24 protein-coding genes are annotated in these 18,933 nt (G+C 58.4%); 13 read left to right on the forward strand and 11 right to left on the reverse strand.

Annotated elements, in window-relative coordinates:
- Positions 1 to 25: 25 nt before the first annotated feature.
- Positions 26 to 244, forward strand: a complete 219-nt coding sequence (locus tag AAAV21_RS01790; RefSeq protein WP_117757405.1) for a helix-turn-helix transcriptional regulator — start codon at positions 26 to 28, stop codon at positions 242 to 244.
- Positions 245 to 266: 22 nt separating this feature from the next.
- Here the strand turns inward: AAAV21_RS01790 and AAAV21_RS01795 are convergent, their stop codons facing one another.
- Positions 267 to 1,280, reverse strand: a complete 1,014-nt coding sequence (locus AAAV21_RS01795; RefSeq protein WP_349107024.1) for an asparaginase — start codon at positions 1,278 to 1,280, stop codon at positions 267 to 269.
- A 268-nt stretch (positions 1,281 to 1,548) separates the two neighbouring features.
- Here AAAV21_RS01795 and guaA point away from each other — a divergent pair, with 268 nt between their 5' ends.
- Entirely contained in the window at positions 1,549 to 3,147 is a 1,599-nt protein-coding gene (gene guaA / locus AAAV21_RS01800; protein WP_349107026.1) for a glutamine-hydrolyzing GMP synthase, read from the forward strand.
- A gap of 222 nt (positions 3,148 to 3,369) precedes the next feature.
- Here the strand turns inward: guaA and AAAV21_RS01805 are convergent, their stop codons facing one another.
- Positions 3,370 to 4,044: a DUF3800 domain-containing protein gene (locus AAAV21_RS01805; RefSeq protein WP_349107029.1), complete on the reverse strand. Its 675-nt coding sequence runs from the start codon at positions 4,042 to 4,044 to the stop codon at positions 3,370 to 3,372.
- An 834-nt stretch (positions 4,045 to 4,878) separates the two neighbouring features.
- On the opposite strand from AAAV21_RS01805, the gene AAAV21_RS01810 reads away from it, so the two are divergent.
- A complete protein-coding gene (locus AAAV21_RS01810) occupies positions 4,879 to 5,721 on the forward strand; it encodes a class I SAM-dependent methyltransferase (RefSeq protein WP_349107031.1) in 843 nt (280 codons plus the stop codon).
- Between the two features lie 12 nt (positions 5,722 to 5,733).
- Positions 5,734 to 6,663, forward strand: coding sequence for an acyl-CoA thioester hydrolase/BAAT C-terminal domain-containing protein (locus AAAV21_RS01815; RefSeq protein ID WP_349107033.1), 930 nt, complete (start codon positions 5,734 to 5,736; stop codon positions 6,661 to 6,663).
- Positions 6,664 to 6,713: 50 nt separating this feature from the next.
- On the opposite strand, the gene AAAV21_RS01820 is transcribed toward AAAV21_RS01815, so the two are convergent.
- Entirely contained in the window at positions 6,714 to 7,355 is a 642-nt protein-coding gene (locus AAAV21_RS01820) for a methyltransferase domain-containing protein (protein WP_349107035.1), read from the reverse strand.
- 264 nt (positions 7,356 to 7,619) lie between these two features.
- Positions 7,620 to 7,781, reverse strand: a complete 162-nt coding sequence (locus tag AAAV21_RS01825; protein WP_349107037.1) for an excisionase family DNA-binding protein — start codon at positions 7,779 to 7,781, stop codon at positions 7,620 to 7,622.
- Between the two features lie 17 nt (positions 7,782 to 7,798).
- Here AAAV21_RS01825 and AAAV21_RS01830 point away from each other — a divergent pair, with 17 nt between their 5' ends.
- Entirely contained in the window at positions 7,799 to 8,032 is a 234-nt protein-coding gene (locus AAAV21_RS01830; protein ID WP_349107039.1) for a hypothetical protein, read from the forward strand.
- Between the two features lie 91 nt (positions 8,033 to 8,123).
- Here the strand turns inward: AAAV21_RS01830 and AAAV21_RS01835 are convergent, their stop codons facing one another.
- Complete coding sequence (locus tag AAAV21_RS01835; protein ID WP_349107040.1) at positions 8,124 to 8,381, reverse strand: hypothetical protein; 258 nt, start codon at positions 8,379 to 8,381, stop codon at positions 8,124 to 8,126.
- Between the two features lie 745 nt (positions 8,382 to 9,126).
- Between AAAV21_RS01835 and AAAV21_RS01840 the strand changes: the two genes are divergently transcribed.
- The 5 genes from AAAV21_RS01840 to AAAV21_RS01860 all read left to right on the forward strand — a co-directional run bounded on the left by AAAV21_RS01840 (position 9,127) and on the right by AAAV21_RS01860 (position 11,699).
- The gene (locus AAAV21_RS01840; RefSeq protein WP_349107042.1) at positions 9,127 to 9,744 is read left to right on the forward strand and encodes a class I SAM-dependent methyltransferase; all 618 of its coding nucleotides are present in this window, start codon (positions 9,127 to 9,129) and stop codon (positions 9,742 to 9,744) included.
- 1 nt (position 9,745) lies between these two features.
- Positions 9,746 to 10,045, forward strand: a complete 300-nt coding sequence (locus tag AAAV21_RS01845) for a hypothetical protein (protein WP_349107044.1) — start codon at positions 9,746 to 9,748, stop codon at positions 10,043 to 10,045.
- Positions 10,046 to 10,051: 6 nt separating this feature from the next.
- Positions 10,052 to 10,666 (forward strand): methyltransferase domain-containing protein, encoded by a 615-nt coding sequence (locus AAAV21_RS01850; RefSeq protein ID WP_349107045.1) that lies wholly within the window; start codon positions 10,052 to 10,054, stop codon positions 10,664 to 10,666.
- Positions 10,667 to 10,864: 198 nt separating this feature from the next.
- Positions 10,865 to 11,515: a TetR family transcriptional regulator gene (locus AAAV21_RS01855; protein WP_349107047.1), complete on the forward strand. Its 651-nt coding sequence runs from the start codon at positions 10,865 to 10,867 to the stop codon at positions 11,513 to 11,515.
- A 4-nt stretch (positions 11,516 to 11,519) separates the two neighbouring features.
- Positions 11,520 to 11,699 carry a hypothetical protein gene (locus tag AAAV21_RS01860; RefSeq protein ID WP_349107049.1) on the forward strand — a complete coding sequence of 60 codons (180 nt, stop codon included), beginning with the start codon at positions 11,520 to 11,522 and terminating at the stop codon, positions 11,697 to 11,699.
- An 18-nt stretch (positions 11,700 to 11,717) separates the two neighbouring features.
- Here the strand turns inward: AAAV21_RS01860 and AAAV21_RS01865 are convergent, their stop codons facing one another.
- Positions 11,718 to 12,065, reverse strand: coding sequence for a helix-turn-helix domain-containing protein (locus AAAV21_RS01865; protein WP_349107050.1), 348 nt, complete (start codon positions 12,063 to 12,065; stop codon positions 11,718 to 11,720).
- Positions 12,066 to 12,229: 164 nt separating this feature from the next.
- On the opposite strand from AAAV21_RS01865, the gene AAAV21_RS01870 reads away from it, so the two are divergent.
- The gene (locus tag AAAV21_RS01870) at positions 12,230 to 12,865 is read left to right on the forward strand and encodes an NAD(P)H-binding protein (protein WP_349107052.1); all 636 of its coding nucleotides are present in this window, start codon (positions 12,230 to 12,232) and stop codon (positions 12,863 to 12,865) included.
- A 136-nt stretch (positions 12,866 to 13,001) separates the two neighbouring features.
- On the opposite strand, the gene AAAV21_RS01875 is transcribed toward AAAV21_RS01870, so the two are convergent.
- The gene (locus AAAV21_RS01875; RefSeq protein WP_349107054.1) at positions 13,002 to 13,442 is read right to left on the reverse strand and encodes a MerR family transcriptional regulator; all 441 of its coding nucleotides are present in this window, start codon (positions 13,440 to 13,442) and stop codon (positions 13,002 to 13,004) included.
- Between the two features lie 111 nt (positions 13,443 to 13,553).
- Here AAAV21_RS01875 and AAAV21_RS01880 point away from each other — a divergent pair, with 111 nt between their 5' ends.
- On the forward strand, positions 13,554 to 14,318 hold the full coding sequence (locus AAAV21_RS01880) for a carboxymuconolactone decarboxylase family protein (protein WP_349107056.1): 765 nt from the start codon (positions 13,554 to 13,556) through the stop codon (positions 14,316 to 14,318).
- On the opposite strand, the gene AAAV21_RS01885 is transcribed toward AAAV21_RS01880, so the two are convergent.
- The 3 genes from AAAV21_RS01885 to AAAV21_RS01895 are packed head-to-tail and all read right to left on the reverse strand — an operon-like array spanning position 14,302 to position 16,829.
- The gene (locus AAAV21_RS01885) at positions 14,302 to 15,174 is read right to left on the reverse strand and encodes a hypothetical protein (protein ID WP_349107058.1); all 873 of its coding nucleotides are present in this window, start codon (positions 15,172 to 15,174) and stop codon (positions 14,302 to 14,304) included. The genes AAAV21_RS01880 and AAAV21_RS01885 overlap by 17 nt on opposite strands.
- The gene (locus AAAV21_RS01890; protein WP_349107060.1) at positions 15,162 to 15,860 is read right to left on the reverse strand and encodes a hypothetical protein; all 699 of its coding nucleotides are present in this window, start codon (positions 15,858 to 15,860) and stop codon (positions 15,162 to 15,164) included. Before AAAV21_RS01890 ends, AAAV21_RS01885 begins: the two co-directional genes overlap by 13 nt.
- 3 nt (positions 15,861 to 15,863) lie before the next feature.
- A complete protein-coding gene (locus tag AAAV21_RS01895; RefSeq protein WP_349107062.1) occupies positions 15,864 to 16,829 on the reverse strand; it encodes an NAD-dependent protein deacetylase in 966 nt (321 codons plus the stop codon).
- A gap of 143 nt (positions 16,830 to 16,972) precedes the next feature.
- Here AAAV21_RS01895 and AAAV21_RS01900 point away from each other — a divergent pair, with 143 nt between their 5' ends.
- Positions 16,973 to 17,533 carry a TetR/AcrR family transcriptional regulator gene (locus tag AAAV21_RS01900; protein ID WP_349107064.1) on the forward strand — a complete coding sequence of 187 codons (561 nt, stop codon included), beginning with the start codon at positions 16,973 to 16,975 and terminating at the stop codon, positions 17,531 to 17,533.
- Positions 17,534 to 17,674: 141 nt separating this feature from the next.
- Here AAAV21_RS01900 and AAAV21_RS01905 read toward each other — a convergent pair whose 3' ends face one another.
- The gene (locus tag AAAV21_RS01905; protein ID WP_349107066.1) at positions 17,675 to 18,769 is read right to left on the reverse strand and encodes an ATP-binding protein; all 1,095 of its coding nucleotides are present in this window, start codon (positions 18,767 to 18,769) and stop codon (positions 17,675 to 17,677) included.
- Between the last annotated feature and the right edge of the window lie 164 nt (positions 18,770 to 18,933).

Here is an 18,933-nt window from a genome sequence, read left to right on the forward strand (position 1 = left end):
TCAGCTCCATTTCAAACTCGGCTGCATGGACGAACGTGCGAAACAGATTCTTGGCAAGCGAGTCGAGCAGACGCGCAGGGACCTTGGTATCTCCAAGGTCGATTTTTGTGTGGCAGCAGGAATCAGCCGCCCCTATCTCGACAGAATCGAAGATGGAACGGCAAATTTCACGCTCAAGGTTCTATTTAAGATCGCGCCCGCACTCGGCATGACGGTGTCAGAGCTTCTCGAGGGGATCGAATAGGGGATACCCGTCGACAACTGAATTACGCCATCGGGATGCGGTCGTGGTTGACCTGGCTGTAGAACAGGCGCTGAATTTCGGCCGCATCGCGTGACTGGCCGAGCGCCCACATGGTTTTGGCCACGAGCGTCTCGGTGGTCATGTCGTCGCCGCGCAAAATACCCGGGTGGTCGGCGTAGGCACGGCCGACCTCATAAACACCCAGGTCAAGGCCCTCTTCGGGGACCTGCGTGGTCATAACGACCGTGCGGCCCGAATCGACCCAGCGGAAAATTGCCTCCTGGAATGACTCGCCGGACTCGCCAAACTCGGGAATACCGCCAATGCCAAAGGTCTCCAGAATCACGGCGTCGTAGCTATCGGCAAGGGCGTCGAGGATGCCCGGGTTTACGCCGGGTGTAAGCTTGAGTACAAATACGCGCGGGTCGATGCTGTCGTAGAAACGCACCGGGTTTTCGCCCTGATGCGTGCCGTGAAGCCCGTTGCGCACGATGCGGTCGTTGCGGATGTAGGCAATGGGCGGATAGTTTACGCTAATGAACGCGTTAAAGCTCATGGTGCGCTGCTTGCGGGCGCGCGTGCCGGCAATTGCCACGCCGCCAAACACGATCGAGACATCGTGCGAATGCTCGTCGAGCGCATAGAGCAGGCTCTGGTACAGATTGAGCTTGGCGTCGGTAAAGGGGTTGCCCATGGGCTTTTGCGAGCCGGTGAGCACGATGGGCTTGCGACTGTCCTGAATCAGATAGGAAAGCGCTGCCGCGGTGTAGCTCATGGTGTCGGTGCCGTGCAGAACCACGAAGCCGTCGTGGTCGGCATAACCCTCGACGATGACGTCGCGGATACGCATCCAGTCGCTCGGGCGCATATTGGTGCTGTCGATGTTCATGGGCTGCACGACGTCGAGCTCGCAGAGGCCCGAGATCTCGGGGACACTTTGGGCGAGCTCCTCACCGGTCAGGGCGGGGGAGAGGCCGTTGCCGTCCTCGGTCGATGCGATGGTGCCGCCCGTGGCGATGAGAAGGATGCGCTTCATGCTGGTTTTCCTATCGTATTTGCCGCCGCAGAGGCGGAGTCGTTCGGCAGTATTGTGGCACAGGGCGTCCAATGTTCAAACGTAATACATCATCTGTAATGTTTAGTAATACTTCAATTGCCGTCAAATAAGGGCCCGGCTCGTGCGTTTGCCGTGCGCTGATGGCTGCGAGGGACGAGAAACCCCATATAACGTGTACACTATGAAAGTTATTTTCGTTCATTCACGCGGGTGGGCACCGGCTCCCCGCCAACAGGAGGGGGAAACCATGGATCAAAAGGCTTCCGCAAAGGTCCTCGTACTCGACTTTGGTGCGCAGTACGGTCAGCTCATTGCCCGTCGCGTCCGCGACCTCAACGTGTATTCCGAGATCGTTCCCTGCGACATCTCGGCCGATGAGATTCGCGAGATGAACGCCTCTGCGCTCATCCTTTCTGGCGGCCCGGCCTCCGTGTACGCCGAGGACGCTCCGTCCATCGATCCTGCTATCTTTGACCTGGGCCTTCCCGTCCTGGGCTTCTGCTACGGCCATCAGATCACGGCCGTGACGCTCGGCGGCAAGGTCGGGCACTCCGAGGTGGGCGAGTACGGCCGCGCCACTATTACGCGCACTGCTGGCGCCAAGCTCTTTAACTCCACGCCCATGGAGCAGACCGTGTGGATGAGCCATCGCGACGCCGTGTCCGAGGTGCCCGAGGGCTTTACCGTTACCGCCAGCACCGACGTATGCCCGGTTGCCGCCATGGAGTGCGCCGAGCGCAAGATTTTCACCACGCAGTTCCACCCCGAGGTCAAGCACTCCGAGTACGGTCAGCAGCTGCTGAGCAACTTCCTGTTTGAGATCTGCGGCCTGGAGCCCAACTGGAGCATGGACAACCTGGTCGAGACCATGACGGCCGAGTTCCGCGAGAAGGTCGGCGACGACCGCGTGATTCTGGCCCTGTCCGGTGGCGTCGACTCCTCCGTCGTGGCTGCGCTGGGCGCTCGCGCCGTGGGCAAGCAGATGACCTGCGTGTTCATCAACCACGGCCTGCTGCGCAAGGGTGAGCCCGAGCAGGTGGAGGAGGTCTTCACCAAGCAGTTTGACGTCGACTTTATCCACGTCCACGCCGAGGACCGTTATGCCGAGCTTCTGGCCGGCGTGACCGAGCCCGAGGAGAAGCGTCGCATCATCGGCACGCAGTTCTGGAAAGAGTTCTTCGCCGTGGCGCAGCAGCTCGAGACCGATGGCAAGCCGGTCAAGTACCTGGCTCAGGGCACCATCTACCCCGACATCATCGAGTCCGGCGCTCGCAAGACGGGTGGCAAGACGGCCACCATCAAGAGCCACCACAACCTGATCCCGTTCCCCGAGGGCGTGCACTTCGACCTCATTGAGCCGCTCGACCACTTCTTTAAGGACGAGGTCCGCGCGCTTGGTCTGGCATTGGGCCTGCCGGGTCATATCGTGTTCCGCCAGCCTTTCCCGGGCCCGGGTCTGGCCATCCGCATCATCGGCGCGGTCGACAAGGAGAAGCTCGAGATCCTCAAAAACGCCGACGCTATCGTGCGCGAGGAGCTCGACGCCTACAACCAGCGTCTGTTTGAGCAGACCGGCGAGCGCAACTCCGAGCACAGCTGCTGGCAGTATTTCGCGGTCCTGCCCGACATTAAGTCCGTCGGCGTTATGGGCGACGAGCGCACCTACCAGCGCCCGATCATCCTGCGCGCCGTCGAGTCCAGCGATGCCATGACCGCCGACTGGGCCAAGCTGCCCTACGACGTCCTGGCCCGCATCTCCGGCCGCATCGTGGCCGAGGTCCCCGGCGCCAACCGCGTGTGCTACGACATCACGTCCAAGCCGCCCGCGACGATCGAGTGGGAATAGAACAGACGTTCGATATATTTTATAATGCTAGAAAGCAGGCACGGTTTCAATCGAATCCGTGCCTGCTGCTGTATATGTGGCGGTGCTGGTGAATAATGCCTGCGATGTTTTTGCTCGCGCTTCGGCTTTCGCCGCTTGAAACGCGTTGCTGGCGTATCTCGCTGGCAACCTGCCTTCTTGCCGGAGGAGGGGCGAGCGTTCCTTATGGAGCCTCGGCACCAGCTATATCTGCTTGCTGCGGGCCTGCTTGAGCCAGTTCCTCTTGAAAGGGCCGATGCCGCCGAAGAACTTGTTGTACGTCTCGCCGTCCTCCTTAGCCTCGTACTTGATTAAGGCGAGTTCGATGGTGCAGAGGTAATCCGCCACTTGCTCGAGGCGGTAGTCGGTCATCGAGGTCTTGCGGCGTCGGACGACTCCTTTTGAGAGGACCTTGCCCACTGAGCGGTCGAGCGCTTGCTTGACGATGTCCTGGCCGTTGTCGTAATAGACCTTTACGTCGTCGAAGGATTGGAAGAAGTCCAAGTGCTCAATAATGGCGGAGGATATATCGCGCCCCATGCGCTCCGTTAGCCTTGCCGGGTCTTCGAACTGGCTGCGGCGGTAGACGAGCGTGATGTAGGAGATGGGAAGCTTGCGGACAAACGAGGAGAAATAGGCGAGCATGGCCTTGCGTTGCTCGATACCAAGAAACTCATAGTCCTTGTGCCCGTTCATGAGGGGCTCGGAGTGGAACGGAATGTTGGGGAGGTCGGCCCTAGCGAGCTTGGCCTCATAGACCGTGACCGCTTCGGCGATGCTGTCTGCCTGGTCATGAAAGACGAGCGTGAGCAGATAGTAACGGGCCTTGCCGCCGCGGTCGCCGCTCTCGTCGACAAAGATGCTGAGCTCCTTGGCCAATGGGGACTCCTAATGGAATGGATAAAAAAATAGCCGGGGGACTCCCCCGGCACTTGGAGGTAGCCTAATAGGCCACCAATAACCTTATAGCATGCGCTGGCGGTGAATACAAGAGGGGAGTGGGATGAACATTGCGTCGCTCCTTCGACGCGTCCCTGTGCATATTGTCTTCTCGGTTTCGAAACTCTAAATATATTCGAGTTTCGAAACCGAGAAGGAGCGAATGACGACTTGGGTGGACCGTAACGCGTACGTCCGCGATGTCTAGTTTCGAAACGGGTGTTTTCGGCGCCATTGAGCTTGCAAAGGTTATCCGCAGTGCCTCTTGGGACAAAAACAAAAACCCAGAGCCCTGAGTTTAAGGTGAGTTTTTGAATCTGTCCCAGCTTTTGCCCCCCCCGAATCCGACGAAACACGACACGGCGTTACCTGACGGCACTCGGCTCTAGACGCCACCGCGAGAATTTGCCCTCGCTTTGACGCGTGCGGCGTGAGGGGCTGCGCCGCGTGACCTTGACGTCCGGAAAAACGTCTGGTGTCCTCGATGGCTAAAGCTGTTCTCAAAACCATTCCTGGTTATGATTCGTGCGCTTTTATCATTTCCTCTAAGAATTGCTCGGGATGCTCTCCCGCAAAACGCCATGACCGAGCTCGGTGATTACTTTGTCTGCTTTGGCGTTGCACGACACTCCTTCGCGCTCGGAAGCGAAGAAGTTTAGCTGAACCTTGCGGGGCCTCGTTTTCTCGGCTGTAGACGATTTAACCCGTCCTCCCAGAGCACTGCCTAAAGTAAACTATGGCTAACGCTATGCAATGCAACAGGCAGGAGCCGTTATGAGCAAGAAGCTTCACATCGAAAAGAACACCGTTCAGGAAACGCTCGTGATTCCGCTCTATGCGCGCAAGAAGTGCACCGAGCTCTTCCCGACGCTCTACCAGGACGAGACCGCTGCGCGCCTCATCGAGGGCATCGACTATGACTTTTCGGCAAACGAGGCCAAGGCGAATAGTCTCATGCAGCGCTTCGGGTTTCTCGAGGTCGCTGTGCGTCAGAACGACCTTGCCTGGGAGGTGCGTGATTACCTGCGCGAGCACCCCCGAGCTGCCGTGGTGAACCTGGGGTGCGGGCTCGATTCCACGGGGCGCGCGTGCGACAACGGCACCTGCCTCGTCTACAATCTCGACTTTCCCGACGTCATCGAAGCCCGCGAGCAGCTTCTCCCCGCGAGGGAGCGCGAGCACAACATCGCCTGCGACCTGAACGACACCAGCTGGTTTTCCAAGATTGACGATTCAGGTGGCGCGGTATTCTTCGCCTCGGGCGTGTTCTACTACTTCCTTACCGAGCAGGTGTGCACGCTCGCCTGCGCCATGGCCGAGCGCTTCGCCGGCGGCAGGCTCGTCTTCGATGCGGCAAACCGCATGGCCGTGAAGATGATTACCAAGACCTGGCTCAAGGAAGCCAAGATTAAAGACGTGGGCGCCTATTTTGCCGTAAGCGATGCGGCAGCTGAGCTGAGTGACTGGTCGGAGCACATTAACGCAAGCAGCCGTGGGTACATGCTCGGCTACAGCAATCTTAAAGACCCCAGCGTGAGTGGTCTCTTCCGCCTGCTCGCGCGTGTGGGCGACGGTGCCATGGGGATGCAGATCGTGCGTCTGGATTTTGCCAGCTGAGGAGTGTCGGCCATGAAGAAACAGTTTTTCGAAGCCGAGAAAGACGGCTTCTATGGCACGTATTACGAAAACCCGAATGGGGCGGACTGTGCCATGATCGGCCTTTTTGGAGACGACCCAAACGACTACATGGCAAAGTGCGGTGCAAAGTGGCTGCACAAGAATGGCGTCAACGTCCTCTGCATATCTCCGGGAAAGCACAACTACAGCCATGTGAACTGCCCGCTTGAGAGGATTGAGAAAGCAATTCAATGGCTGATGTCGCACGGAAACAGAAAAGTCGGCATCATGGGAATGAGCACGGCAGGAATGGAAGCGCTTGCGGCGGCGTCCTACATTCCCGATATAACGCTGACAATCGGGCTGACTGCCAGCGATTTCATATGGCAGGGATTCGAGCAGGGCAAGAAGGACGGCTGCAAGGAGTGGCCTGTGCCCAACGCTTCGACGCTTTCTTACAACGGAAAGCCGCTTGCCTATATGCCGTTTGCCTACGAGCATCCAACATATTGGAAGAAAGTCGAAGAAGAGACGAAGGGCTCCGGGGATATCCTGCGCTCGACCTGCCTATTTATAGATTCCGAAAAGAAGCGGAAGCACGCAGAAGACGAAATGATAAAGATCGAGAACATCAAGGGGAAGCTGATTCTGCTTGGCGCGAATGACGATAGCTTCTGGGAAGCGGGCAAGTACGTCAGGCGAATGGACCAGAGGCTCAAAGAGCGCCCACACGAATGCGAGTACGAAGCGGTCGCCTATCGATACGGCACCCATTTCGTATTGCCCGAGTCTATGCTCAGAATGGCACTGCCGGTGGGCTTGAAACTCGTTATGCGCTTCATATTCCGCTCAGCCAAAGAGCATCCGGACGAATGCGAAGCCACCAGAAAAGATGTGGACAGGCGGCTCTCGACAACATTGCACGAGTGGATTGTGGCCTAGTGCCATGGATGTGGTGTGGCTGGTGGAATGTATGAATGCATCAAGGATGATTATTTTCGTGCTACCAGATGCGCGCGCCAACCTTTTTGAGCCTCCATGACCAGCACGGAAAGGCCGGCTTCTTCGGCCATGGCACGGAACTGGGATTGCTTCAATATGCGCACGTCGCCGTGGCCGGCCAGGCGGGCAAGCGGCAGCTCGAACGTATTCATAAGCCATACGGCGAAATCGTTTGCCGTGTAGTCGCGTAGGATGAGGCGGCCGCCGGGGCGCAGCACGCGCGCGACGCCGGCGAAGAATTTCTCCGGGTTGGGGTAGTGGTGGAAGCTGTTCGAAGACAAGACGGCGTCGAAACTGTTGGCGGGGAAGGGCAAATCCTCCGCGTCGCCGACAACGAACTCGCATCCGTTTAGGCTTTTCGCCTGCGCAACGGCAATCATGTCGGGCGTCAGGTCGAGGCCGACGTAGTGCGCGTCGGGGTATTTTTCATGCAGCAGCTCAATGACCGCGCCCGTTCCGCACCCTACGTCGAGAACGTCGGCGAATGGCTCGCGCTCCAGCTCGGCGAGCATCTGCGGATAGTCATCCTTGCACATCTCGTAGATGCCGGCATGGCCCGATTCGTACACCTTCGCGGCCTTCGTGAATTCCCTGATGGAAAGCTGCTTGTATTCGTTGGCAGTGCGTGCCATGGTGTCTCCTCAGTTGCTAGCAGAACAATAAAAGTAAGTCTAATATAACTAAATACCGTATCGCAAGCATAAGGTCGCCAAGGCAAGGGAGCTACCCCCCCCTGGTCGCAGTGTGAGCAAACGTTTCTGCCGGCACCTATCCATTTGGGAGCCCACCAATGAGTGGCCGACGCCGTCAAGCACGACAAGGCGTCCAAATCGGTAACGATGCGCCAAGGGCTGATATCTCCCTCGCGCGCCCGGCTCCCGGGGCGGTCGCCGCCGTCATCTCCTTCTGCTTCTCGACTCGATGTAGGCGTCCACTGACGCCCTTGACACCAGGAACTTCCTGCCGAGCCTGTACGAGGCGACCCCTCCCGACCAGATGAGGCCGTACGCCTTGTTTCGGCTCGCTCTCATGTACTCCCGCATCTCGATCACCGTCATCCGACGGGGAGGCACTCGTGGGGGAATTGGACGAGGCGCTCGCCCTCCTGGCCGACGAGGCCGGCGGGGGCGACGAGTACGGCGACGTGTATTCTCCAGACTGGCCCGATCGGGGCTCCACAAACCGAGAAGAGGATCCCTTCCCCAAATGGCTCGGAGTGGGCCTGCTCGTGCTAACGGTCTGCCTTGGCATCTCCCTGATCGTTCATGCGATATTCCAGGGCGGTCTCTACTGCAAATGGTTCTTCTAGCCCCGCTGCGCATGCCTGAAGTGTAAAAAATAGGGCAGAGTCGCTTGCGCAAGTCCGCCCCTAAAACCGTGAAGGTTTTGCTATCTGCAGGCTATTCTACCAACCCGAGCGATTCTGTCAACCTGCGAAGGAACTCGAGCGCGGAGCGAGCTGCGGTGTCGGGCCCCTTGTCGGGCAGCGCCTCGGTTTCGCCGTCGGCCCTGGCGAACATCTCGACGAGCTCGGATGCGGCGCGCGAGCGCGAGGAGCCCTCGGGTACCAAGCCGGAGTGCGCCACGAGCACGGTCGCGACCTCCTGCATGGCCGTATTCCCCATCCACTTCCTCCTGGTCGCCTTGGGAATTCCCACGGCGGCGACCCTTCGGGAGACGCCGCTGGACGCCGAGCCCCGGGCGGCGCCCCTCTCGGCGAAGCAGTTGACCAGGCACAAGCCATGCGCGGCGCAGTTGCGGACGGACTTCACGCGCTTGAGGTCGTAGTGGGAGGCCTCGAGGCGCCTGTCGCCCCATCGCCTGGCGCAGAAGCGCACGAAGTCGATGAGGGTGCCGAACGAGGTGAGTCGCCCCTGTATCGCGGGGCGCCTTTCCTGCCAAACCACAGCGTTGTGCCGACGGATTGCATCGATAAGCTATCGATTGAATTTCCTGCGGGTTATTGCCGCAACACGCCCCAACTGGGCGCAACCGCAAACGTCCAGCAGCACCCGCCCGTGAAAGAGTGGGGGTAAGTCCCCGTTAGCACGCTCTGGCGCCTGTTAACACCCAGTCCTGAGTACGCGTGCTAAACGCTACGGCCGCGAGGGCATCCAGATTCACGACCATGCCCGCTGGCTTGCCGGTGAGTAAAACGGTAATCGAGCCTCCGTTTCCGCGTTGGAACGGAGGCTTTATCTTTGCCGTTTTACTTACTTCCACCTGCGATTTTGCCATGCGCTCCCCGTATTTCAAGTCAAGGATGCAAGGATGCACGGGGGACGCGCGGGTCGGTATTCGTGGGATACGACTTTGCAAATGTGGTAGAGTTAACTTTATCTAACCTATTTGTGCTATCTGCATGAGGTAGAAATATGAGCAGCTCGTTGCGAGGTCGAAATCATGGGGAGCAGTCAAGATTTCTGGAATAAAAACGCCGAGCGGTACGACCGCTTCATGCGTAAGGACGCAGCTGCTTACGAGCGGCTGTACGAGCTGATACGGCCTGTGGTGCGGCAAAAAACCGTGCTAGAGCTGGCTACCGGCACAGGGCTGATTGCGAAAAATATCGTGAACGATGCCGGCCATATCGAAGCTACGGACGCATCGCCGGAGATGATCGCGGAAGCGCAACGGGACAACCGATCCGCCAAGCTGCATTTCTCTGTGCAGGATATGTTTCATCTCCCCTATGCCGACGAGAGCTTCGACGTGATCATCGCGGCCAATGCCCTGCATATTGTGCCGGAACCGCAGAAGGCCCTCTCCGAGATTTGCCGGGTGCTGAGGGACGACGGAGTTTTGGTTGCGCCCACCTTCACCCACGCGGACAACGATTTCTTGGGAAAGTTCAAAGCATTTCTCATGAAACTGGTGGGCTTTCCACTGCGCAGCAAGTGGACGAGCAAAGAATACCTGGCATTTCTGCAGGAAAACGGTTGGACGGTGCAAAAAAGCACCGTGCTGAAAGCCTCGTTTCCGCTGACGTATGCTGAGTGCGTAAAATCGGAGGATATTTGACATGGGAGATAGAATCGGGCTCTCCGGCGTGCCGGAGACCATGCTGCAAACCGTTTATGCAAGGGCAAAAGAGAGTCGGGGGGGCGCCGCGCCATTCACGATGCAAAGGCCGAGGAAATCATTCACCTGGGGCGCGAAGAGCGGAGAAGCTCTTGCGGCGCTGCTGCCGGACTTCCGGTTTGTCGAAGAACATAGTCTTTGCGAAGGAATGGCGTCGTTTGCGCCGATCTATAAGCTGCTGGACAAGCTGTCTGCTGTGGGGAATATTTCCAATAAGATCGTCGTTCTGGAAAGGGGATGACAGAGAATGTCATTTTTCGAGAACACCCGCAAGCCTGTAGGGCTTGGTGGCAAGATCATGGTCTCCATGATGAATCTTGGGCATGCACCTGTGGCGACATGGGGGCTTGAATTCCTGCATCTTTCACCGGAGGCCAGAGTACTGGACTGTGGCTGCGGCGGCGGTGCGAACATGAAAAGGCTACTGAAAAAATGCCCGCATGGTATCGTGAAGGGCATCGACTATTCGCCCGTCAGCGTGGAGAAGACGAAAAAGGTCAACGAGGCCGCCATTGCAGAGGGGCACTGCGCCGTCCTGCAAGGCAGCGTGGCAGATATGAGCTTTGCGGATGACTGGTTTGATGTCGTCACGGCTTTTGAAACGGTCTATTTCTGGCCGAATCTGCCGGAGTGCTTCCAGGAAGTCTACCGGGTACTAAAGCCCGGTGGGACGTTCCTGATCTGCAATGAAAGTAACGGGGATACAAACAAAGATGAAAAATGGACGGACATTATTGGTGGCATGACCATCTATAAAGGCACCGAACTGAAGACATATCTGGAGCAGGCCGGATTCCGTGACATCCAGATTCACAAGACAAAGAGCTGGTTGTGCGTGACGGGAAGCAAGCAGAAAGTATAAGGAATGCCGCCGAGAAGATTCTGGGAGAAATGGGACCGGGCGTACTGCTGACCGCTGTCTGCACCATCGACATTAGCAAAAGAGATTTTGGCACCTGCCAGCATTCCCTGCGCCATTGACCCGACTTCCCCGCAGCTCTATCATGGAGCAATACTCTATAAATAAACGCAGGTGGCTAGCTAGGAGGCGAAACACGGCATGACACGCAACGCCGAACGTGACAAACTCGAAGCCGAACGCAGAAAAACCCAGCTCATCGAAGCGGGATTTGAGCTGTTCGCGCGCTACGGTATCGAGTCGGTAAGCCTCAGTGCCGTTGCCAAGAAAGCCGACGTAGCCGCCTCCACCATGTACAAGTACTTCCAAAACAAAGCGAGCCTAGCAGTGGCTATCAGCGCACGCATTTGGAGCGATGTGTGGACGACCTCACGCGAGCAGCAAGGTGCGGACACGCTCGCTCAAATGGACCCCTACCAGCTGTTCGAGTTGTACGCAAACACCATCATCGGCCTGTACCTTGAGCGCCCGCAGATTCTGCGCTATAGCGCCAACTACAAAACCTATATCCGCCGCGAAAACGTTCCCGAGGGCATGCTCGGTGAGCACCTCGACCCCTTGCGTCCCATTGCCGAGCTGTTCCTTGGCAGTTGCAAGGCCGCCGCAACAGGCACCCCCGTGCGCACCGACGTAAGCCCCGAGAAGATGTTCTCGTTTCTGGCCCTCACCATGCTCACCATGGCCGAGCGCTACGCCCAAGGCCTCGTGTGGACCGAAGTCCCCAAAGGCGCACACGCCGACGACCTCGTGCAGCTCAAAAACTTACTGCTCATTTGGATGAAAGGCGAATAGCCATGTGCAATTCGTGCAACGTCCCAACCTGGGACGACGCCAGTTTTTGACTACCGAGATGATGTTGGACTACTCGGGCATCGCGCTTGACAAGTCCGCCTTGGCCGACCAAGACATCAAAGAGACCCTGGAAGGCGCCGACCCCTACAGCTGCGCCTTCTTCAACGACGGCTGGATATATTGATATCAGCCGCAGTCCGCTCTATCGAGACCCGCCGCGAAGGTACTCCTTGTAGCCTTCGCCCCAAGCTTGCATCGCGTCGAGAACGGGCTTGAGCGTCTGGCCCAGCTCGGTGAGCGAGTATTCTACGCGCGGGGGTACCTCTGCGAACGCCTCGCGATGAACGAGCCCGGTCTCCTCCATGGTGCGCAGGTTGCTCGTCAGGACCTTCTGCGAGATCTTGCCGATCGATCGCTGCAGCTCCTTGAAGCGCATGGTGCCGTTGAGCGAGAGGTCGCGCAGGATGAGCACCTGCCACTTGTTGCCGATGAGCAAAAGCGTTGTCTCCACTGGGCAGGTAGGCAGGTTCTCCAAAGTCGGTGCTGTCATATTCGCAAAACCTCCGTCTGCAATCATGCGCGTCATTTACATTAGTTTCCTTTTGGTGCTTACAGCACTTTAATGTGCCTACTTTCCATTATATACCTTTGACGCGTATCGTATGAGCTGCAAGGAAAGCGGCGGCGAGTGCCGCAAGTCGAAAGGAAAGTATGATGACCAAGAAGATCGCAGTTGTAGCAGCAAACGGCAGGGCCGGCAGCCTCATCGTCGAGGAGGCCGTGCGCCGCGGATTCGACGTGACCGCCATCGTACGCAGCGAGAATAAGACCGCCGCTCAGAACTCCGTCATCAAGGACGCACTCGAGCTCACGACGGAGGACCTCACGGGATTCGACGCTGTGGTGGATGCCGTGGGCGGCTGGACGCCCGAGACCATCCCCGCTATCACCGATGCGGGCATCCACTTGGCTGATGTGCTGGTTGGCACCGATGTGCGCCTGCTCGTCGTGGGTGGCGCGGGCTCGCTGTTCGTCAACCCAGAGCATACGGTTACCGTCGACATGGGCCCAGACTTCCCTGATGACTGGAAGCCGCTATCCGCCGCGGCCGGCAAAGTCCTTGCTCACCTTCGCGAAACGGACGGTCTCAAGTGGACCTTCGTTTCCCCTGCTGCCGACTTCCAGGCCGATGGCGAGCGTACCGGCGAGTATATCCTGGCGGGCGAGGAATTCACGCTCAACAGCCGCGGCGAGTCAACGCTCTCGTACGCTGACTATGCGATCGCCATGGTCGATGAGATCGAGTCCGGTGACCACGTCGCCCAGCGCATCTCGGTTGTGAGCAAGTAGCTTCATGCCGTTTGGGAAACGGGAGGGTCGATGCCAGCCGCGTCGACCCTCCCGTTGCGTACCGGGCAACGAGTCTTGTTGTCTGAGTTGTGACATCTTAAACAATGGTTGAGTTTAAAAAGGGGCGTTTTTGGTACTACCGAGCGTGAGCGTTTTCGTAGGCCTTTTTGATTTCTTCTGGCAAACCGTCGGGAATCATGGCCCTCAGCTCGGCCTCGTTGTCGCCCTGACTCAGCTGCTCGTAGAACCAACATTTGTACTTCAACATGTCCAGCGCACGGTTCATGTTCGCGATCTCCGACTCCATGTGGGCCTTTCGCTCCTCGAACATGGCCTTGCGTTTGGGGTATGTTGAGGGACCCTCCGCGCACCATTCCATAAACAGCCGGATGTCCTTGATCTCCATCCCCGCCTTCTTTAGGCATTCGATGACCCGAAGCGCCTCGAGTTCCGTATCGCTGAACCGGCGAATGCCGGATGCCCGCTCCAGCCCCGGGAACAATCCCTGCTTGTCGTAATATCGCAGCGTAGAAGTGGGCAAACCGAACATCTCCGACACTTGTCCGATTGTGTACATGGCTCCTCCGAATAAATCTCAAATTCATTCCTTGACCTAAAGTCAGGTTTAGGTATTACCGTCATTCTTGTCAATAGTTTTGGCTAAACCATCAACAGGAGGAAATCGATCATGGCAATTAAACAGACGGCAGGCAGAGATGCCCTGGGGGAGTTCGCCCCCAAATTCGCACAGCTCAACGACGATGTGCTGTTCGGCGAGGTGTGGAGCCGAGAGGGCGAGCTCTCCTTGCGCGACCGCAGCGTGGTGACGGTGGTGGCCCTCATGGCGCAGGGGCTGACGGACTCTTCGTTCCAATATCATCTGATGTCCGCAAAGAGCAACGGTGTGACTAGGACGGAGATAGCGGAAATCCTTACGCATGCGGCGTTTTATGCTGGCTGGCCCAAGGCGTGGGCGGCCTTCCGTATGGCGAAGGAGGTCTGGGCGGATGACGATGCCGCTGATGCAAGAGCCGAGCACCAAAACGAGATGGCCTTTCCCATCGGTGCCCCCAACGACGCATTCGCGAAGTTCTTTATCGGGCAAAGTTACCTTGCGCCCCTTTCCACTGAGCAGGTCGGCGTCTTCAACGTGACGTTCGAGCCCAGCTGCCGCAACAACTGGCACGTCCATCACGCAAAAAGCGGCGGCGGGCAGATTCTCGTCTGCGTTGCCGGTCGCGGGTTTTACCAGGAATGGGGCAAACCGGCACAGGAGCTGCACTCCGGCGACGTGGTCAACATTGCCCCGGGAGTGAAGCATTGGCACGGAGCCGCGCCCGACGGCTGGTTCTCCCATCTCGCGTTGGAGGTACCGGGCGAGGACGCCTCCAACGAGTGGTTGGAGCCTGTGAACGACGAGGAATATCTCAAAGCGACTAACAAGGAGGCTTAAGCATGGAACAGTTGCCCGTCCGTGCCGCCGAGAGCAGCGTGCTCAAATCGGCCTGAATCGCCTCTGCCTTGCTCCCGAGCTGCAATGGAGCCGAGTCGCCCGAGATGTTTACGCTCAACAGGTGCGCATCCGGTAGCTTCGCGGTCATGCTCCAGAACGGGAGCGTGATGATGCCGGGGGTCATCTCGCCCACGCCGAGCTCCAGCAACAGCATGCTGCTGCTACTACCGCGCTCGCGCACGAAGCGCTCGTATCGTCCGAGGTTCTCGCGCCAAGCCGCGCCCTGCAGAAACGTGTCGTCGCGCACCCACGGCACAAGCTGCCAGCCGCAGTGCGGGCATCGGGGGACATCCTCGCTGCGGACCTCGAACCCCGCCATGCCCGCGAGCATACGCTCGACGTAGGGGCTCGCATCGAAGAGCTCGTCGCAGCATGGCTGCTTGCACTGAAGGTGCGCGAAGCTTCCCTGATAGTTGCAGGTTCTCTCGGCGGGAAACGTCTTTTCGACCTGGGTGTCCACATTGGTGCTCAGGATGAAGTAGTCCTTATGGCCGATGAGGGACCGCAGGTCGAGATAGGGCTGCGAGGCCGGCTCGCGCAGCATGAAGTCGATGTATCGCGCGTAGTAGGCCCATTGCTGCTCGAGGCTGGGGTAGAGGTGGTAGAAGCCGTCGAAAAGGCTCTTGAAGCCAAAGGCCTGCTGCCAGTCCGCCATTCCTGCGCGCGCCATGCCCGCGCGGTTGTAATGGTTGAACCCGGCGGCGCTCGACATGCCCGAGCCGATGCCGACAATGATGGCGTCGGCATCGTCGATAAGGCTTCGAAGCCTCGTCGCTTCTCTTTCTAGGGGCGGCATCGGGCGATCTCCTCGAAAGCCGGGACCATATCGCCGTCAACGAGAATGGTCTCACATGAAGCGTCGGGCGCCATGGCCTGGCTGTAGTTGAACACGATATAGGTGGCGTGCTCGCAGGCGTTTGCGATCTGAGCGAGCATGTGCTTTATGACGCCGTTGCGCAGCCCCACGCCAAGCTCGAGGATGGCAACCCTGTCGTTGCGATGGGCTCGCACAAGGCGCGCAAGCTCTTCGAGCTGGGCCGCGGCGATGGCGTCTGGGTGAGTGAGACGCAGCTCGTCGATCGACGCGCGCGTGCTCCCCTCCGTCTCGAGCACGCGGTTCTCGTCGAACCCTGCGCGCGCAAAATGCCCGTCGATATTGCAGGTGATCACGAAAGAGTCCGCATGCTCCGTAAGACGCCGCAGCGTGTTCATGAGCGGGCTGGGCTCATATTCGAGATACTCCTTTTGATGGAATCGCTCGGCCCATCGACGTCGTACGTTTGCATCTGGGGAGGCGAGCCCCTGCAGTATGCAGCCGATGACGTCGGCCTGGGCGAGGTCCCCGTACGTCTCCCAAAAATGATCATCGGCGCGGAAGAGGTTGAGCCCCTCCGCCATGTCGAGCCCGTTGCTGGCGCCGATGACGATCAGATCAGCCTCGGCAAGTGCCCGTCCGATGCGAGCCGTCTTTACCGTTTCCATGCGCTACCTTCCCAGCGTCTTGCGCACGTCGGCGAGCACGTCGGCGATGTCGGCGCGGATCGCCATGCCTCGGTCCTCGATCGCGCGGGGGAGAAACTGCGTCTGATTGTTCACAGCGATGTAGCTCGCCTGCGGCAACTGCGCCGTGAGAGCCCAGAACGGCTCCTGGATAAACGCAGGCGTGATGCGGCCCACGCCCAGCTCGAGGAAAAGAATCTTCTGATGCGCGTGTGCGTCGAGCCAGTCGGAGACCTTGCGGTACTGCTCCTCATAGAGCTTGCCCTGCAGGAAGTTACCGTAGCCGCGAACCCAGGGGAATGCCTCTGCCCCGCAGTGCAGGCAGCGCGGCACGAGCTCTGTCGGAACCTCCAGGCTGTCTCCCATGGCCTCTACCATGTTGGAGACCGGCTCGACCGCATTCCACACCTCGTCGGTGCAACAGCGGGAGCATTGGAAGAAGCGGTGGTCGCCTTGAATCTCTGCCACCTTCTCCCAGGGGTAGAGCTTCACAAACTGCGTGTCCTGGTTGGTGGTGAGCACGAAGAAATCCTTCTCGGCGAGAATGGCGTCAAGGTCCTTGTAGGGCTTGCGCAGCGGGGCGTTGAGCGTGGTGTCGAGGAAGGTGGCGAGGTATCCCCAGCGCGCCTCGGCGGTGGACCAGCGGTAGAACGACCCCTCGAAAGCGCCCTTGAAACCGTAGCGCTCGGCGAATTTGCCGAAATGCCTGCGATAGGTCGCGTTGTCCTCGTAGTAGAAGTCGCCGCCTCCCGCCGCGGAGAGCCCGGAGGCACCGCCCACCAGCACGCAATCGGCTTCCTCGATCATGCGGGCGAAGTCCTTGATTTGCTGTTCGTAGGGCTCGGGTTCGCGGTCACTCAGCTCATAGGGTGTGCTGCCGCTGCGGTAGGCGGCCTGATGGGAAAACGATTGGTTGGTGAGTTCGATAACGAGCTGCTCGTACGGAGTCACTGGATACCTTCTTTCAGCTATTATAAACAGGTGTTGATAAAAAGTATCCATGTTGATTTGCGCGAGAGCAATGAACAGCTTCGATGCGCTGTCGATAAACGAACGATTGCTGGGCATTGTCGAGCGTTGCAATTGGAGGGGTAATGGAAACGGGGAAGATAGACCGTCGCCGACGCTATACGCTCTCGGTCATACGGGAAGCGTTCTTTGCGCTGCTGGCCGAGGTTGGCTTCGCGAAGATGACGGTAGCGGATATCTGCCGCCGCGCCGATATCAACCGCGGCACGTTCTATCTGCACTACGAGGACAAGTTTGCGCTGCTCGACGAACTTATCGACGAGGCCCTGGCGGCGGCACCGCCGCTCGAGGGAACGGAGGCGGGCGCCCTCTGCCAGCGCCCGCCGGCAAACGATGACTATTATCTGCTCTACTCGGATGACGACGCGTACGCCCGGGTGGCGCAGCGCGTCGTCGAGCGCGGCGCCGAGCAGATGGTTCCCTCGATCATGGAGGAGACTGGGCTTTCGCGCGAGGACGCCTATCTGCTCTTCGTCCACAACGTTCAGGGAAATCTCGCGGTCAACCGTCTGCTCGGTTGGAGGCGGGGGCCCGAGTTTGCTCACGCCCAGGAGCTGCTCAGCGCCTATTCCGAAGGGGGCATGCGAGCGGTATCGGCTTGTCACGATCCCCGTAGCTCATCTTGACCGCGTGCCATTTTAGGCAGGCGGCGCAGCTATGAACAAGAAGAACGCATGGCAATCGGCGTTGGTGGAAATGCTTGTTGTCCTTACCAAGAGGAATGCTGATTGTCATTCAACGATGCTCCAGCGGACAACTCCGGTGTGCTAAAACGCCTTCTCGCTCAAGAATTCCCTGAACGCGGGGATGTCGAAGCCGACGAGGCCACGTCCACGTTCCCCGATAACGCCGTCCTCGAGGAGGCGGCGTTTGTATTGGCTTGCGTAGTTGCTGGCGACGCCCATGCGCTTGGCTATCTCCGAGACCCTGCTGGGGCCGGAATCGGGCAGCATCGCGAGCAGAAACTCAATGTCTTTATCGGAAAGCTCCCGATAGGTCGTTTCGAGAATTCGATCGCGCAGCTCCATACGGGCAAGCAAAGAACCCTGCTGGACATCGGATGTACTGATTTTGGGCGAGTTTTCCGAAACATCCCAAGTGCGATATCCGACGAGCTGCATCATATAGGGGAATCCGTCGACGGCCTTCACGGCATCCTCGAGTGCTTCTGGCGTGATTGATCGTCCTCCTGCTTCAATGGTTTTACGAAATGCATTTGCAATCTCAACATCAGTGATTCGTCCCAGCTGATGGTACTGGGAGCGCCTGAGGAACGAGACGGAATCGTTACGCAGCAGCGCCGATACTTTGTAGGGTAGCCCCGCCATGAGAAGGGCTACCTTTTTGCCCTCTCGTACAAAATGTTGGTAGACAGAGGCAAATTGGAGCATTTCATCAAGATCGACCGTGACTTCATCGATAGTGATGAGAAGCCCGATGTCATGCTTCTCGAGCTGCCTGAAAATGCTGTTCATACGTGTGCGCCAGTTGCCCTGGGCCTCTTGAGCATATGTCCAATCGATGCTCACTGGACCAATTTGAACGCCGTTTATGCGCGCGTGAGGCTGTGAGAGGTAGCTATCTGCGGCTTCTTTGGTTCGCTCGATAATATCTTCGAGCATGCCTGGCATGGCGGAGACATTTGCTGCGATCCAGTCGTGTTCAAGCGCCGTTTCTGAAAGGAGCGAGAGAAGCGCCGTCTTGCCCGTTCCCCTTGCGCCAGTAAAAATGGTCGACAGGTTGGGATCTCCCGGGCCATTGATAAAGCCACGGTTGATGTCACGCAGGATATGCTCGCGACCCGCTAGAAAGGGAGGGATGCTTCCAAATGTTGGGGTAAAGGGGTTCTTGCTGTACTCCATGGTAGCTCCTTTGCAAGTTTTGCTAATTTTTGCATCTTTTGCTAACTTTTGCAAGTTTTGCTAACGGCTTAACACGCCTTGTGTCGTGGGATTGCAGGAGTGAAAAACGGGGAGTTCTGTTATTCCGACTACGTTGCAACGAGTGGGGCCCGGAGCGCGATGTT

The sequence above is a fragment of the Collinsella sp. CLA-AA-H302 genome, assembly GCF_040093305.1.
Classification (GTDB): domain Bacteria; phylum Actinomycetota; class Coriobacteriia; order Coriobacteriales; family Coriobacteriaceae; genus Collinsella.

Coding starts and splice junctions, on each gene's coding strand:
- AAAV21_RS01790 (WP_117757405.1), top strand. CDS start 26: ATGGACGAACGTGCGAAACAGATTCTTGGCAAGCGAGTCGAGCAGACG.
- AAAV21_RS01795 (WP_349107024.1), bottom strand. CDS start 1,280: ATGAAGCGCATCCTTCTCATCGCCACGGGCGGCACCATCGCATCGACC.
- guaA (WP_349107026.1), top strand. CDS start 1,549: ATGGATCAAAAGGCTTCCGCAAAGGTCCTCGTACTCGACTTTGGTGCG.
- AAAV21_RS01810 (WP_349107031.1), top strand. CDS start 4,879: ATGAGCAAGAAGCTTCACATCGAAAAGAACACCGTTCAGGAAACGCTC.
- AAAV21_RS01815 (WP_349107033.1), top strand. CDS start 5,734: ATGAAGAAACAGTTTTTCGAAGCCGAGAAAGACGGCTTCTATGGCACG.
- AAAV21_RS01820 (WP_349107035.1), bottom strand. CDS start 7,355: ATGGCACGCACTGCCAACGAATACAAGCAGCTTTCCATCAGGGAATTC.
- AAAV21_RS01825 (WP_349107037.1), bottom strand. CDS start 7,781: ATGACGGTGATCGAGATGCGGGAGTACATGAGAGCGAGCCGAAACAAG.
- AAAV21_RS01840 (WP_349107042.1), top strand. CDS start 9,127: ATGGGGAGCAGTCAAGATTTCTGGAATAAAAACGCCGAGCGGTACGAC.
- AAAV21_RS01845 (WP_349107044.1), top strand. CDS start 9,746: ATGGGAGATAGAATCGGGCTCTCCGGCGTGCCGGAGACCATGCTGCAA.
- AAAV21_RS01850 (WP_349107045.1), top strand. CDS start 10,052: ATGTCATTTTTCGAGAACACCCGCAAGCCTGTAGGGCTTGGTGGCAAG.
- AAAV21_RS01855 (WP_349107047.1), top strand. CDS start 10,865: ATGACACGCAACGCCGAACGTGACAAACTCGAAGCCGAACGCAGAAAA.
- AAAV21_RS01865 (WP_349107050.1), bottom strand. CDS start 12,065: ATGACAGCACCGACTTTGGAGAACCTGCCTACCTGCCCAGTGGAGACA.
- AAAV21_RS01870 (WP_349107052.1), top strand. CDS start 12,230: ATGACCAAGAAGATCGCAGTTGTAGCAGCAAACGGCAGGGCCGGCAGC.
- AAAV21_RS01875 (WP_349107054.1), bottom strand. CDS start 13,442: ATGTACACAATCGGACAAGTGTCGGAGATGTTCGGTTTGCCCACTTCT.
- AAAV21_RS01880 (WP_349107056.1), top strand. CDS start 13,554: ATGGCAATTAAACAGACGGCAGGCAGAGATGCCCTGGGGGAGTTCGCC.
- AAAV21_RS01885 (WP_349107058.1), bottom strand. CDS start 15,174: ATGCCGCCCCTAGAAAGAGAAGCGACGAGGCTTCGAAGCCTTATCGAC.
- AAAV21_RS01890 (WP_349107060.1), bottom strand. CDS start 15,860: ATGGAAACGGTAAAGACGGCTCGCATCGGACGGGCACTTGCCGAGGCT.
- AAAV21_RS01900 (WP_349107064.1), top strand. CDS start 16,973: ATGGAAACGGGGAAGATAGACCGTCGCCGACGCTATACGCTCTCGGTC.
- AAAV21_RS01905 (WP_349107066.1), bottom strand. CDS start 18,769: ATGGAGTACAGCAAGAACCCCTTTACCCCAACATTTGGAAGCATCCCT.